We start from the raw sequence: 13,907 nt of genomic DNA on the forward strand, positions 1-13,907 counted from the left end.
AGCAGCTATGGTTCAGGCAATCGTCTTTCTGCCGCTGCTGGGCGCCATTCTTGCCGGCCTGATCGCGATCTTCGGGGCGCATGCGCGCAATCCGAGCGGCGATGAGGTCAAGCATCACGACCACGGCCATGGCGATCACGCGCACGCCGCTGAAGCTCATGATGAACATGGCCATGACGATCACCACGTGTCGGAACCGCCCGCGCAGGGTTCGCGCGCGGCCGAACTGATTACGACAGGACTTCTATTCGTATCCGCCGCACTGTCCTGGGTGGTGCTGGTCGACGTCGGCTTCATGCACCATGACGCCCGGATCGCGCTGTTCCCCTGGATCAATTCCGGCGATCTGCAGGTATCGTGGGCGCTGCGCGTCGATACGCTGACCGCCGTGATGCTGGTGGTGGTCAACACCATCTCCTCACTCGTGCACCTCTATTCCATCGGCTACATGGACGAGGATCCGTACCGGCCGCGCTTCTTTGCCTATCTGTCGCTGTTCACCTTCGCGATGCTGATGCTGGTGACCGCGGACAATCTGGTCCAGCTCTTCTTCGGCTGGGAAGGCGTCGGTCTGGCCAGCTATCTCTTGATCGGTTTCTGGTACCACAAGCCGTCGGCGAACGCGGCGGCAATCAAGGCCTTCATCGTCAACCGCGTCGGCGATTTCGGCTTTGCGCTCGGCATTTTCGCGATCTTCATGCTGATCGGCTCGACCGACTTCGAGACGATTTTCGCCGGCGCCCCCGGGCTAACAGGCAAGACCATCAATTTCTTCGGCTGGCATGCCGATGCGCTGACGCTGACCTGCCTGTTGCTGTTCATGGGCGCGATGGGCAAATCGGCCCAGTTCCTGCTGCACACCTGGTTGCCGGACGCCATGGAAGGCCCGACGCCGGTCTCGGCGCTGATCCATGCCGCGACCATGGTGACAGCCGGCGTGTTCATGGTGGCGCGGCTGTCGCCGCTGTTCGAGCTCGCGCCCAACGCGCAGGCCGTGGTGATGTTCTTCGGCGCCACCACCGCGTTCTTTGCGGCGACCGTCGGCCTCGTCCAGAACGACATCAAGCGCATCGTCGCCTATTCGACCTGTTCGCAGCTCGGCTACATGTTCGTGGCGATGGGAGCGGGGGCCTATTCGGTCGGCATGTTCCATCTGTTCACGCACGCCTTCTTCAAGGCGCTGCTGTTCCTAGGCTCCGGCTCGGTGATCTACGCGATGCATCACGAGCAGGACATCCGCAACATGGGCGGGCTGAAGGACAAGATCCCCTACACCTACAGTGTGATGGTGATCGGTACCCTGGCGCTGACCGGCTTCCCGCTCACGGCCGGCTATTTCTCAAAGGACGCGATCATCGAGTCCGCCTACGTCGCGCACAATCCATTCGCGTATTACGGCTTCGCGATGACGGTGATCGCGGCGGGTCTCACCTCGTTCTATTCGTGGCGCCTGATCTTCAAGACGTTCCATGGTGAGCCGCACGACCAGCACCACTACGAGGCGGCACATGAATCGCCCATGTGGATGCTGGTTCCGATCGGCATTCTCGCCGCAGGCTCGATCCTGGCCGGCTTCCCGTTCAAGGAGGTGTTCGCGGGCCACGGCGTGGAAGAATTCTTCCGCGAGTCGCTCAAGATGCACCCGCATATCATCGACGAGATGCACCATATCTCGCCTGTGATAGCGTTCCTGCCGACGGTGATGATGGTGCTGGGCTTCCTGATGTCCTGGCTGTTCTACATCCGCCGGCCGTATCTGCCGGTCGAACTCGCCAATCAGCACCAGATGCTCTACCAGTTCCTGCTCAACAAATGGTATTTCGACGAGCTCTATGAGGTCATCTTCGTCCGCCCGGCGAAGTGGCTCGGCCGCTTTCTCTGGAAGAAGGGCGATGGCTTCGTCATCGACGGCTTCGGCCCGGATGGCGTTTCGGCGCGCGTGCTCGATGTCACCCGCAACGTGGTGAAGATCCAGACCGGCTATCTCTATCACTACGCCTTTGCGATGCTGATCGGGGTCGCAGGGCTGATCACCTGGTTCATGTTCGGCTTGGGGGCCCAGTGATGACAACCTGGCCGATTCTTTCCGTCGTCACCTTCCTGCCGGTCATCGGCGCGTTGGCGATCTATCTCACCCGCGGCGACGACGAGGCCGCGCAGCGCAACGCGCGCTGGATCGCGCTGTGGACCACGCTGGTCACCTTCGCGGTGTCGCTGATCCTGGTCTGGCGCTTCGACGCCGCCAACCCGGATTTCCAGTTCGTCGAAAAGGCGAACTGGCTCGCCAGCGGCATCACCTATCACATGGGGGTCGACGGCATTTCGCTGCCGTTCGTGATCCTGACCACCGCGTTGATGCCGTTCTGCATCATCGCGAGCTGGAAGTCCGTGACGGTGCGCGTGCGCGAATACATGATGGCGTTCCTGCTGCTGGAAACGCTGATGGTCGGCACCTTCTCGGCGCTCGACCTCGTGCTGTTCTATCTTTTCTTCGAGGGCGGCCTGATCCCGATGTTCCTGATCATCGGCGTCTGGGGCGGCCCGCGCCGGGTCTACGCATCGTTCAAGTTCTTCCTCTACACGCTGCTCGGCTCGGTATTGATGCTGCTGGCGATCATGGCGCTGTATTGGAATGCCGGCACCACCGACATCCCGACGCTGATGAACACCGCTGTGCCGCGCTCGTTGCAGACCTGGGCGTGGCTGGCGTTCTTTGCCTCGTTTGCGGTGAAGATGCCGATGTGGCCGGTGCATACCTGGCTGCCGGACGCGCACGTCGAGGCGCCAACCGCAGGCTCGGTGATCCTGGCCGCGATCCTCTTGAAGATGGGTGGCTACGGCTTCCTGCGCTTCTCGCTGCCGATGTTCCCGCTGGCGTCGCATGATTTCGCCTGGATCATCTTCACGCTGTCGGTGATCGCCATCATCTACACCTCGCTGGTGGCCTTGATGCAAGAAGACATCAAGAAGCTGATCGCCTATTCCTCGGTGGCCCATATGGGCTTCGTCACCATGGGCATCTTCGCAGGGACCACGCAGGGCGTGGCTGGCGGCGTGTTCCAGATGGTGTCGCACGGCATCGTCTCCGGCGCGCTGTTCCTGTGCGTCGGCATCGTCTACGACCGCATGCATACCCGCGAGATCGCGGCCTATGGCGGCCTGGTGAACCGGATGCCGCTCTACGCGCTGGTGTTCATGGTCTTCACCATGGCCAATGTCGGTCTGCCCGGCACGTCCGGCTTCGTCGGCGAATTCATGACGCTACTCGGCACATTCAAGGTCTCGATCCCGACGGCGACCTTTGCCACGTTCGGCGTGATCCTGTCGGCCGGCTATGCGCTGTGGCTCTATCGCAAGGTGGTGTTCGGGGCGCTGACCAAGCCGTCGCTCGCCAGCATCAAGGACCTGACGTTCCGCGAGAGCCTGACGCTGTTCCCGCTGGTGGCGCTGACCATTCTGTTCGGCGTCTATCCGAAGCCGGTGCTCGACATGTCGGCGGCCTCGGTTCAGCAACTCGTCAACAATTACAATGCTGCCGTGACTGCCGTGAAGGCAGCCGCGTTAATCCAGTAAGGCCGCCGCCATGAACTTCTCGAGTGCAGGTTATCAGTTGCTGCCGGTGCTGCCGGAGCTGGTGCTGGCGGTTGGCGCCATGGCGCTCCTGATGCTGGGCGCCTATCGCGGCGGCGAGGGGACGACCAAACTCGTCACCAGCCTTGCGGTGGTGCTGCTCGTTCTGACCGGCGCGCTGGAGCTGATGCTGCCGGCCGGCAAGCTCACGACCTTCGGCGGCAGCTTCATCGTCGACGACTTTGCCCGCTTCCTGAAGATCCTTGCGATCATCGGTTCGGCGGTCACGTTGATCCTGTCGACGGAGTTTCTGTCGGATCCGTCGCGGCGGATTTTCGAATATTCGATCCTGGTACTGCTCTCCACGCTCGGCATGATGGTGCTGATTTCGGCCGCCGACCTGATCATGCTCTATCTCGGGCTCGAGCTGATGTCGCTCGCACTCTACGTGGTCGCCGCCAGCAACCGCGACAACGCCAAGTCCACCGAGGCCGGCCTGAAGTACTTCGTGCTCGGCGCGCTGTCCTCGGGCATGCTGCTGTACGGTGCTTCGCTGATCTACGGCTTCACCGGCACGGTCGATTTTGCCGGCATTGCTGCGGCGGTGAAGACCGGCAGCGTCGGCATCGTGTTCGGCCTCGTATTCCTGCTGGCGGGGCTCTGCTTCAAGGTATCCGCCGTGCCGTTCCACATGTGGACGCCCGACGTGTATGAGGGCGCACCGACGCCGGTCACGGCCTTCTTCGCCTCGGCGCCGAAAGTCGCGGCGCTTGCGGTGTTCACCCGCGTCACGCTGACGGCTTTCCCCGGGATCGTCCCGCAATGGCAGCAGATCCTCGTGTTCGTCGCCATCGCCTCGATGGCGCTGGGCTCGTTCGCCGCCATCGGACAGAGGAACATCAAGCGCCTGATGGCGTATTCGTCGATCGGCCATATGGGCTTTGCGCTGGTCGGGCTGGCGTCGGGCACGGTGGAAGGCGCGCAGGGCGTGCTGGTCTACATCGCGATCTATGTCGCGATGACGCTCGGCACCTTCGCGGTCATCCTTTCCATGAAGCGCGACGGCCAGCCGATGGAGCAGATCAGCGATTTCTCAGGCCTGTCGCGCACCAATCCGATGCTGGCGTTTTTCTTCGCCATGCTGCTGTTCTCGCTGGCCGGCATTCCGCCGCTCGCGGGCTTCTTCGCCAAATGGTACGTGTTCGTGGCCGCGATCAAGGCAGGCCTGTTCACGCTCGCCGTCATCGGCGTGCTCACCAGCGTCGTGGGCGCGTTCTACTATCTCACCATCATCAAGGTGATGTATTTCGACGAGCCGGCCGGCCAGATCGAACCGATGCGCATCGAATTGCGCACCGTGCTGGCGGTCGCCGGCATCTTCAACATCTTCTTCTTCGTCTATCCGGGGCCGCTGGTCAGCGTCGCCACGGCAGCGGCGAAGTCGCTCTTCTAGGATGACCTTTACGCTCGGTCCCAAAGCCACCTCGGCGGGTTACAAGCTCGCCGCTTTCGACCAGATCGGTTCGACCAATGCCGAGGCCATGGTCCGTGCCCGCGACGGCGAGAGTGGCCCGACGTGGTTTGCGACCACCGAGCAGACGGCAGGGCGGGGCCGCCGGCAGCGGGCTTGGGTCGCGCCGCGCGGCAACCTTGCCAGCAGCATTCTCGAAGTCATGGATGTTTCTCCGGCGGTTGCGGCCACGCTGGGTTTTGCAGCGGGGTTGTCGCTTGAAAGCGCCCTGCAGAAGCTCAGCATCGAGGCCAACATGCGCCGCGCAGGGACGGAGCCGCTGCAGTTTGCGCTGAAATGGCCGAACGACGTGCTGGCGGAGCGGCAGAAGCTCGCCGGCATCCTGCTGGAAGCGGAAGCCGTGGCCGGCAACCGGCTCGCCGTCGTGGTCGGCATCGGCACCAATGTCGTTGCTGCGCCCGAAGGGACGCCGACGCCGGCGACCTCGCTCGCAGCACTGGGGGTCCAGGTCGGCGCCGAGGAATTGTTCAAGGCACTGGCGGAGGCCTGGGTCGAGTTCCGCGGCATCTGGGACAATGGCCGCGGCTTCGGCGAAATCCGAAAGCTGTGGTTGGAGCGCGCCTTTGGCGTTGGCGAGCGGGTTGCAATCCAGACCGGAACCACGAAGGTAGAAGGCACGTTCGACACGATCGATGACACCGGCTGCCTGATCGTCCGCACCGCGGATGGCAGGCGCATGCCGATTACGGCCGGGGAAGTCTATTTCGGCACCGCGGCATCAGTGGGAGCGGCCTGATGGCGCGGCCGGATGAATTGACTTTTGCCCCGCTTGGCGGCGTCGGCGAGATCGGCATGAACCTGTCGATCTACGGGCTCGGCAACCGCCATCAGCGGTCGTGGCTGGCGGTCGATCTCGGGGTCTCCTTCGGCGACGAGGAGCATCTGCCGGGCATCGACCTGATCATGCCCGACATCCGCTTCCTGGAGAAAGAGCGCAACAACCTAATGGGCTTGGTGCTAACGCACGCCCATGAGGACCATTTCGGCGCGATCATCGACCTCTGGCCGAAATTGCAGTGCAAGGTCTATGCGACCAAGTTCAGCGCCGCTTTGTTCGAGGCCAAATGCGCCGCCGAGCGCAATCCGCCAAAAATCCCGGTGACGGTGGTGCCATCAGGCGGCCGGGTCAATCTCGGGCCGTTCACCGTCGAATTCATCCCGGTCGCCCATTCGATCCCGGAATCGCATGCGCTGGCGATCCACACCTCCGTCGGCACTGTCCTCCACACCGGCGACTGGAAGATCGACCCGACGCCGATCATTGGTCTTCCGACCGACGAGCGGCGCTTGCGCGAACTTGGCGATGACGGCGTGCTGGCGCTGGTTGGCGATTCCACCAATGCGGTGCGAGACGGGCGCTCGCCCTCGGAGACCGAGGTCGCCGCCACCATCAAGAAGCTGGTCGGCGCCGCCAAGGGCCGTGTCGCCGTTACCACCTTTGCTTCCAATGTCGCGCGCGTGAAAGCGGTGGCGGACGCCGCCAGGGACGCCGGCCGCGAGGTGGTCGTGGTCGGCCGCGCCATGGAGCGCGTGGTGCAGGTCGCCCGCGAGACCGGCTATCTCGAGGGCGTGCAGAATTTCCGCGGCGCCGATTATTACGGCCATTTTCCGCCAGACAAGGTGCTGGCGCTGTGCACGGGAAGCCAGGGCGAGCCGCGCGCGGCGCTCGCCAGGATAGCCAATGACGACCATCCCCAGGTGACGCTGAACAAGGGCGATAGCGTGATCTTTTCCTCGCGCACCATCCCCGGCAACGAGAAGGCGGTCGGCGCCATCATCAATGGGCTGGTCAGCCAGGGCATCGAGGTCATCACCGACCGCACCGATCTGGTCCACGTCTCCGGTCATCCGCGCCGCGACGAACTCCGCGACATGATCTCCTGGGTGCGCCCGCAGCTCCTGATCCCGGTTCATGGCGAGGCGCTGCATCTGTCCGAGCACGCGAAACTGGCGCGCGCCGCCGGCGTGCCCAAGGTGCTGATCTGCCGCAATGGCGATCTCGTCAAGCTCGGCCCGGGCGACCCCGGCATCATCGACGAACTGCCGTCGGGGCGGCTCTACAAGGACGGCTCGATCCTGGAGGATGCAAAATCCCGCGCCGTGGTGGAGCGGCGGCGGATGGGCTTTTCCGGCTGCGCCTTCGTGGCGCTTGCCATGACCGACAAGGGCGAGCTGGTCGACGATCCCGAGGTTGATCTGGTCGGCATCCCCGAAAAGAATACGGCCGGCGAGGTCATCGACGAGATCGTGTTCGACGTGGTGGTGTCGACGGTGGAGAGCCTGCCGCGGGCGCGGCGGCGCGATCCGGACGCAACCGCAGAATCGGTGCGCCGCGCGGTGCGGGCGGTCATCAACGAGCAATGGGGCAAGAAGCCGATTTGCCTCGTTCATGTTCTGACAGTTTGAGGTAGAAAGCGTTAGTTCGACTGCGTCATAGCTGCTCAAATCCCTCATCCTGAGGAGCCCGCAAAGCGGGCGTCTCGAAGGATGTAGGCCACAGACGGGGCCTCATGGTTCGCCCGGCGATGCGGAGCATCGTCCGGAGACGCGCGGAGCCTGTCATCGGGCCGCGCTGCGCGCGGACCCGTTGGCGCTCCTCACCATGAAGGGGTGGCCTATGACGTAGTTTAAGGGTTAGCGGACCGCGCGGATACGCCGCGAAGACGCAGGAAGCAGGGAGTGGAGTCATGCTGGGCCGGCTCAATCATGTCGCGATCGCGGTCAAGGATGCGGAGAAGGCCGCCAAGATCTACGGCGGCGCGTTCGGCGCCGAAATCTCCGGCGCGGTGCCGTTGCCGGAGCACGGCGTTATCACCGTGTTCGTGACGCTGCCCAATACCAAGATCGAATTCATCCAGCCGCTCGGCGAGGCCTCGCCGATCGCCAAATTCGTCGAGCGCAACGCCGACGGCGGTATCCACCACATCTGCTACGACGTGCCCGACATTATCGCCGCGCGCGACAAGCTGATCAGCGAGGGCGCGCGCGTGCTCGGCGACGGCGTGCCGAAGATCGGCGCCCACGGCAAGCCGGTGCTGTTTTTCCATCCGAAGGATTTCTCCGGCGCGCTCGTCGAAATCGAACAGGCTTGAACCCTGATGGCCTATAGCGTCTCCACCGCGCTTGCGATCTACTTCGTGCTCTGGTGGGTCGTGCTGTTCACGACGCTGCCGTTCGGCGTCCGCAGCCAGCATGAGGACGGCGAGGGCGCGCCCGGCACCGATCCCGGGGCGCCGGTCATGGCGCGGATGGGCTACAAGCTGCTCTGGACCACGCTGATCTCAGGCGTGATTTTCGGCATCGGCATGTGGGCGTATCACCAAGGCTATCTGAACATCGAGCGGCTGTCGAAGCTGATGGGGCTGCCGTTTTAAGATTTGATCCGGCGGGGGAGAGATGGCGTCGGAAGAAGCCGCAGGGATTATCGATCTGTATCAGCGCAAGGCGCGGGACTGGATCACGAGCCGCGCCCGCGCCACCTTGTTTGAAAAACCCTGGCTCGACCGTTTCCGTGCGCTGCTGCCGCCTGCAGGCCCGATCCTCGATCTCGGGTGCGGATCCGCAGAGCCGATGGCCGCGTATCTGATCGGGCTTGGTCACCCCGTCGTTGGTGTGGATTCCTCCCCGGCGATGATCGATGTCTGCCGAAAGCATTTTCCCGAGCAGGAGTGGATCGTTGCCTATATGCGCTCACTTGCCTTGCGAGAGCAGTTCTCCGGCATCCTTGCGTGGGACAGTTTCTTTCACCTCTGCCACGACGACCAGCGCCTGATGTTTCCAGTGTTTCGCGCGCACGCGGCACCGAGCGCAGCACTGATGCCCTGCGCATGGTGAGGCGATGGGGAATTTTGGCGGCGAGCCGCTGTATCATGCGAGCCTCGACCCGGCCGAATATCGTTCGTTGCTCGATCGGAACGGGTTTCGCGTGGTGTCGCATGTCGTTGAGGACCCCGACTGCGGCGGCCACACTATCTGGCTCGCGCAGCTCATTTGAGACACTGCGGCCAGTCGGGATGGTGGAGGCGCAGGCCGCCGGCCGCGGCTTGTGGCTATGATCTGGTGAAGAAAGGCCGGATTCATCTATCCGAGCCAGAAACTGACTGTTCTCCGGCGAGACCTGAGCTAATCTGAGCGTTTAGATCATCGCTTGCGGGCCACAATGTAGGGGCGTTGGTCCTTGCCCTTGCTGGCGTGGCTCTCCCTGACAAGGACCTCGAAACCCGCGTCGATGATCAGTTGCTCCAGCGCGGACGCGCCGAGGGAACTGACATGCGGCGCCATTCCGATGGCTCGCATCGCGGGCAGCAGGAGCAGCCGGATCAGCGGGTTCATGTCTCCCAGGCAAGGCGTTTTCGAGATGAACAGGCCCCCGGGCTTCAGCAGGACGTGGATGCTGCGCAGCGTGTCCGGCACGTTGCGCACCAGATGCAGATAGTTGAAGCCCAGAACGGCATCGAACCGGCTTTCCTCGTGGACCAGTTCTTCGGCGGTCGCGGTGCGAAAGGAAAGTGCCGGGATCGACACGACCGCCAGCTTCTCTTCAGCGATCGCGATCATCCCGCCGGAAATATCGGTCGCGAGGTAGCTCCGCACGCCATTCGCAAGTCGCAGCGCCGTCGTTCCCGTGCCGCAACCCAGTTCCAGCATACTGTCTCCGGGCTGCAGATAAGCGCGCGTGCGTTCGAGCGTGCGCTCGTATCCGCTCGGGTCTGCGATGCGGGATTTGGCGTACCTGCGGGAAGATTTGTCCCAGAAACGGGCGTCGCTTGTGATGCTCATGTGCGTCCACCTCTCGGCAAAGCCTACTATATGCGTCAGACAAGAAGATTGCGAAAATCTGACGGCGTTTTGCGATTATGATCTGGTCAAGAAAAAGGCCGATATCGGCTCGAATTTCCCGGAACGGAGTAAACGACTGGCAGCCCGGTTTCGCCTGATCGCTTCAGGTGACCTCGCTTTGCTTGCGGGGGAGAAGGCGTCCCCGGATGCAATGCGGCGTGGTGCACTGCTGATCCGGAAGAAGTCCATGCTGAGACGTGGGTCCCGGCTCTGCGGCGCAGCGCTATGCGCTGCACCGCGTCCGGGACACGGATGGCGAGGCGCCATCGGCGATCCGCTCGCGCAGGTGCCGCGCATAGGCTTTGAATATGGGTGTCGCCAACAGGATCATACCGCCGGTCAATATCTTCAAGCTCACAGCAATCTTTGGTAGTTCCAGAATTAACCGCCAGCGCGGACATCAAGGTTAACTAACAAGCTTACCCAAGGGATTCGGTTGCTCGCCTCCACGGTAGAGCTAACCGTCTAAGCTGCATTTCCAGAGAATTTTGATCTCTGCTCACATTTTCATTCAAGGAGCACTGCCATGGTGCGTTCAGCAAAACCACCGCTTTTAGATGCGATCGATCTTGAACGCGAGATTCAAGAAGAGTTTCGCAAGCTGCCAATTCACGAATCCCAGCCGACCGATTTCGCGCCGCCTTCCGTTCGCGCTCCGGATTTGGGGATGCCGGACTATGTAGAGCATAGCGACGGGGCGACGGAGATCGGCAAGCTGTCGGCGGAAGCTGTTGTCCGCGAATACGAAGCTGCAGCGAAAGACATTGAGGCCCTGGGCGTTGAGCTCATTGAGCAGGCCAGGCAATGCGAGGCCATGAGCCGTGAGGCGCTCGCGGTGACTGAAGAACTGAAGGAAACCGCAGCGCTTTACCGTGCGGAGGCCAAACGCGTCTTCCTTCAAATTGAGAACTGTTCGTTGGTGACGGCAGAGGTCCGCAAGATTTGCGAAGAAATGAAGGACAAGATCGCAGCTCCGGCCATGGCCGAAACTAAAGCCGGGGAGTAAAGCGGAGCCACCCAGGTACCGACGACGGTGCTAGCGCGCCCTAGCTAGCTTCGTTACAGGGACCGGCGGCTGAATGTCGTCGAAACGATTAATCAGCCGCTCTAATAGCTCCATGCGCATTCTGCTGCCTAATCGGATGGCTCGGCGCTGCCTATAACAAGCGCACGGACCAACGTCGGGTCTGACAGCCTGCGTGTTGAAGCCGGTTGCGCGCCGCAGCTATCGGGAAATTCGCGCTCATCGCTCCGCCCCGCCGCGCCTGCGCCACGGAATACAGGCGAGCGATAGAAACCCCATGAATCGAGTTCGACGTGAAATTTCTCCGCACCACAATCGCATCGGTGTTCTTGATGGCATCGTCATTCGCACAAGTTCAGCAACCCAATGTCACGGGTAGGAGGCTGTCACCGAAAGACGTGCGGCGGGTTGTAAAGCTTTGTTCCCGGGCGATGGCGATGAGGTAGCGAAGGTCGTCGAAGCTGCCGCGCGGCATTTATTGCACCACCTTATAAGTCCTTGCAGATTATAGGGACTAGTCGCGGCAGAGCCATCCCCTAATTGTCATCGTGGCCCGAGGCATCGCGTAACGCTAGCTGCGGTCACATCGGACATGCCGCTCACCGGTGAATCGTGTTCGAAGCCCGGGAACCGGTCAGGAGGCAGCGTAGTTATTCGATGCCCGCGGGGCGGCGCACAGGCCGCCGTCTGCATCAATCAGTGCTCAGCAAACCGGGAGGCAGCAATGGCGCTCGCGATCAAAGTCAACGGTACCATGCAGAGCGTCGATGTCGATAATGACGCGCCGCTCCTCTGGGTCCTACGTGATGCGCTCGGCCTGGCCGGCACGAAGTTCGGCTGTGGTGTCGCACAATGCGGCGCCTGCACCGTGTTCGTGGATGGCAAGCCAATGCGCTCCTGTACCCTGCCGATCTCGGCGCTCGGCACCCGCGAGGTGACCACCATCGAGGGCGTCTCCGGGCGGGAGGCCGAGGCAGTACAGCAAGCCTGGATCGTGCGCGACGTGCCGCAATGCGGCTACTGCCAGTCAGGCCAGGTGATGAGCGCCGTCGCGCTCCTCAAGCAGGTCAAGAAACCGAGCGACCGCGACATCGATCTCGCGATGAACGGCAACGTCTGCCGCTGCGCCACCTACGTCCGTATCCGCGCCGCGATCCACGACGCCGCCCGCGCGCTGGAGGGCTGAGCCATGACGACACATGACGTTGCGCTTTCACGCCGCGCGATGCTCAAGGGCGCCGCCGGCCTCGTCATCGGCCTTTATCTGCCCGAGAAGGCGCGCGCGCAATCGGGCGCGGCGCACGCCTTCCGTCGCGCCGCCGGCGGCGCTGATTTCGCGCCCAACGCCTTCATTCGCATCGGCGCGGACGATACGGTGACCGTACTGATCAAGCATATCGAGTTCGGCCAAGGTCCCTTCACCGGTCTCGCAACCCTTGTCGCCGAGGAGCTCGACGCCGACTGGTCGAAGGTGCGGGCCGAGCACGCGCCCTCCAACACCGACTTCTACAAGAATTTGGCCTTCGGCGTGCAGGGCACGGGCGGCTCCACCGCGATCGCCAATTCGTACGATCAGATGCGCAAGGCGGGCGCGACTGCGCGCGCCATGCTGGTCGCCGCCGCGGCGCAAAGCTGGGGCGTGCCGGCGCGCGAGATCACGGTTGAGCGCGGCGTGCTGCGCCATACCGGGACCGGTCGCGAGGGCCGCTTTGGGCAGTTCGCCGAGGCAGCCGCGCGCCAGCCGGCCCCGGCCGACCCGCCGCTCAAGGACCCATCCGTCTTCCGGTTGATCGGCCGCGACGACGGCTCGGTCAGGAAGCTCGACAGTGCCGCGAAATCCAACGGAACGGCGCAGTTCACGATCGACATGCGCGAACCCGGAATGCTCACCGTCGTCGTGGCGCACCCGCCGCGGTTCGGCGCCCGGGTCGCGTCCTTCGATGCGAGCGCGGCACGCGCGATCCAGGGCGTGGTCGACGTCAAGCAGGTGCCGACCGGCGTGGCCGTCTACGCCAACGGCACCTGGCCGGCGATCAAGGGGCGCGAACAATTGCGCATCAGTTGGGACGAGTCGGCCGCCGAGAAGCGCAGCAGCGACCAGCTCATCGAGGAATACCGCGCGCTGGCGCGCCGGCCTGGCCGCATTGCCGGTGCCCACGGGGACGCGATCACGACGCTCGCGCGCGCCGAGAGAATCATCGAGGCCGAATACGTTTTCCCCTATCTCGCGCACGCCCCCATGGAGCCGCTCGACGGCTTCCTGCGCTGGGACGGACAGCGCGCGCACGCCCGCTTCGGCAGCCAGTTGCAGACGCTCGATCACCAGACGATCGCCACGGTGCTTGGGCTCAAGCCGGAGCAGGTGGAGCTGGAAACGATGCTCGCCGGCGGCAGTTTCGGGCGCCGGGCGCAGCAAACGAGTCATCTGGCGGCGGAATTGGCCGAGCTGGCGAAGGCGATCGGCCTTGGCCGGCCGGTGAAGCTCGTCTGGACGCGCGAGGACGACATCCGCGGCGGCTATTACCGTCCGCTCATCGTGCACCGCATGCGCGGCGGCCTCCGTGATGGCAAGATCGTCGCCTGGACCGACACCGTCGTCAGCCAATCGATCTTGAAGGGTTCGCCCTTCGAGGCCGTGATGGCAAAGGGCGGCATCGACGCCACGTCGGTCGAGGGCGCGAAGGAAATTCCCTACGATATCGCCGATTTCCGCTGCGATCTGCACACGACGGATGTCGGCGTGCCGGTCCTGTGGTGGCGCTCCGTCGGCCATACGCACACCGGATATGCGGTCGAATGCTTCGTCGACGAACTCCTGCAGGCGACAGGGCAGGATCCGGTGGCGGGCCGGCTCGCCATGATGGGCAAGGCGCCGCGCGAGGCTGGCGTGCTGCGCGCCGTGGCCGAGCTCGCGCAATGGTCCGGGCCCGGCCCGGTCAATGG

At 63.4% G+C, this 13,907-nt stretch carries 13 protein-coding genes; 12 read left to right on the forward strand and 1 reads right to left on the reverse strand.

Annotated features, from left to right (window positions below):
* Positions 1-7 precede the first annotated feature (7 nt).
* From nuoL to CP49_RS48875, 9 genes are all read left to right on the forward strand, one after another.
* Positions 8-2,065 (forward strand): NADH-quinone oxidoreductase subunit L, encoded by a 2,058-nt coding sequence (gene nuoL, locus CP49_RS06575; RefSeq protein ID WP_057849476.1) that lies wholly within the window; start codon positions 8-10, stop codon positions 2,063-2,065.
* A complete protein-coding gene (locus CP49_RS06580) occupies positions 2,065-3,573 on the forward strand; it encodes an NADH-quinone oxidoreductase subunit M (RefSeq protein ID WP_057849477.1) in 1,509 nt (502 codons plus the stop codon). The genes nuoL and CP49_RS06580 overlap by 1 nt, the downstream gene beginning before the upstream one ends.
* A 10-nt stretch (positions 3,574-3,583) precedes the next feature.
* Positions 3,584-5,023, forward strand: a complete 1,440-nt coding sequence (gene nuoN / locus CP49_RS06585) for an NADH-quinone oxidoreductase subunit NuoN (protein WP_057849478.1) — start codon at positions 3,584-3,586, stop codon at positions 5,021-5,023.
* Between the two features lies 1 nt (position 5,024).
* The gene (locus tag CP49_RS06590) at positions 5,025-5,837 is read left to right on the forward strand and encodes a biotin--[acetyl-CoA-carboxylase] ligase (protein ID WP_057849479.1); all 813 of its coding nucleotides are present in this window, start codon (positions 5,025-5,027) and stop codon (positions 5,835-5,837) included.
* Entirely contained in the window at positions 5,837-7,507 is a 1,671-nt protein-coding gene (locus CP49_RS06595) for a ribonuclease J (RefSeq protein WP_057849480.1), read from the forward strand. The genes CP49_RS06590 and CP49_RS06595 overlap by 1 nt, the downstream gene beginning before the upstream one ends.
* A gap of 281 nt (positions 7,508-7,788) precedes the next feature.
* The gene (gene mce, locus CP49_RS06600; protein WP_057849481.1) at positions 7,789-8,193 is read left to right on the forward strand and encodes a methylmalonyl-CoA epimerase; all 405 of its coding nucleotides are present in this window, start codon (positions 7,789-7,791) and stop codon (positions 8,191-8,193) included.
* Between the two features lie 6 nt (positions 8,194-8,199).
* A complete protein-coding gene (locus tag CP49_RS06605; protein ID WP_057849482.1) occupies positions 8,200-8,475 on the forward strand; it encodes a DUF1467 family protein in 276 nt (91 codons plus the stop codon).
* A 22-nt stretch (positions 8,476-8,497) separates the two neighbouring features.
* On the forward strand, positions 8,498-8,935 hold the full coding sequence (locus CP49_RS06610) for a class I SAM-dependent methyltransferase (protein WP_338060331.1): 438 nt from the start codon (positions 8,498-8,500) through the stop codon (positions 8,933-8,935).
* A gap of 4 nt (positions 8,936-8,939) precedes the next feature.
* Positions 8,940-9,095 (forward strand): hypothetical protein, encoded by a 156-nt coding sequence (locus tag CP49_RS48875; protein ID WP_338060332.1) that lies wholly within the window; start codon positions 8,940-8,942, stop codon positions 9,093-9,095.
* Between the two features lie 146 nt (positions 9,096-9,241).
* On the opposite strand, the gene CP49_RS06615 is transcribed toward CP49_RS48875, so the two are convergent.
* Positions 9,242-9,880 (reverse strand): class I SAM-dependent methyltransferase, encoded by a 639-nt coding sequence (locus CP49_RS06615; RefSeq protein ID WP_057849483.1) that lies wholly within the window; start codon positions 9,878-9,880, stop codon positions 9,242-9,244.
* A 586-nt stretch (positions 9,881-10,466) separates the two neighbouring features.
* Between CP49_RS06615 and CP49_RS06620 the strand changes: the two genes are divergently transcribed.
* The 3 genes from CP49_RS06620 to CP49_RS06630 all read left to right on the forward strand — a co-directional run.
* The gene (locus CP49_RS06620; RefSeq protein WP_057849484.1) at positions 10,467-10,946 is read left to right on the forward strand and encodes a hypothetical protein; all 480 of its coding nucleotides are present in this window, start codon (positions 10,467-10,469) and stop codon (positions 10,944-10,946) included.
* Between the two features lie 742 nt (positions 10,947-11,688).
* Positions 11,689-12,150: a (2Fe-2S)-binding protein gene (locus CP49_RS06625; protein WP_057849485.1), complete on the forward strand. Its 462-nt coding sequence runs from the start codon at positions 11,689-11,691 to the stop codon at positions 12,148-12,150.
* Positions 12,151-12,189: 39 nt separating this feature from the next.
* Positions 12,190-13,907 (forward strand): xanthine dehydrogenase family protein molybdopterin-binding subunit (locus tag CP49_RS06630; RefSeq protein WP_245310531.1); only part of this gene is annotated, 1,718 nt, incomplete at its 3' end.

Origin of the sequence: Bradyrhizobium valentinum (assembly GCF_001440405.1) — a bacterium.
Classification (GTDB): domain Bacteria; phylum Pseudomonadota; class Alphaproteobacteria; order Rhizobiales; family Xanthobacteraceae; genus Bradyrhizobium; species Bradyrhizobium valentinum.

What these genes read in the sequence shown, in the direction of transcription:
- nuoL (WP_057849476.1), top strand. Translation starts at nt 8, where the DNA reads ATGGTTCAGGCAATCGTCTTTCTGCCGCTGCTGGGCGCCATTCTTGCC.
- CP49_RS06580 (WP_057849477.1), top strand. Translation starts at nt 2,065, where the DNA reads ATGACAACCTGGCCGATTCTTTCCGTCGTCACCTTCCTGCCGGTCATC.
- nuoN (WP_057849478.1), top strand. Translation starts at nt 3,584, where the DNA reads ATGAACTTCTCGAGTGCAGGTTATCAGTTGCTGCCGGTGCTGCCGGAG.
- CP49_RS06590 (WP_057849479.1), top strand. Translation starts at nt 5,025, where the DNA reads ATGACCTTTACGCTCGGTCCCAAAGCCACCTCGGCGGGTTACAAGCTC.
- CP49_RS06595 (WP_057849480.1), top strand. Translation starts at nt 5,837, where the DNA reads ATGGCGCGGCCGGATGAATTGACTTTTGCCCCGCTTGGCGGCGTCGGC.
- mce (WP_057849481.1), top strand. Translation starts at nt 7,789, where the DNA reads ATGCTGGGCCGGCTCAATCATGTCGCGATCGCGGTCAAGGATGCGGAG.
- CP49_RS06605 (WP_057849482.1), top strand. Translation starts at nt 8,200, where the DNA reads ATGGCCTATAGCGTCTCCACCGCGCTTGCGATCTACTTCGTGCTCTGG.
- CP49_RS06610 (WP_338060331.1), top strand. Translation starts at nt 8,498, where the DNA reads ATGGCGTCGGAAGAAGCCGCAGGGATTATCGATCTGTATCAGCGCAAG.
- CP49_RS48875 (WP_338060332.1), top strand. Translation starts at nt 8,940, where the DNA reads ATGGGGAATTTTGGCGGCGAGCCGCTGTATCATGCGAGCCTCGACCCG.
- CP49_RS06615 (WP_057849483.1), bottom strand. Translation starts at nt 9,880, where the DNA reads ATGAGCATCACAAGCGACGCCCGTTTCTGGGACAAATCTTCCCGCAGG.
- CP49_RS06620 (WP_057849484.1), top strand. Translation starts at nt 10,467, where the DNA reads ATGGTGCGTTCAGCAAAACCACCGCTTTTAGATGCGATCGATCTTGAA.
- CP49_RS06625 (WP_057849485.1), top strand. Translation starts at nt 11,689, where the DNA reads ATGGCGCTCGCGATCAAAGTCAACGGTACCATGCAGAGCGTCGATGTC.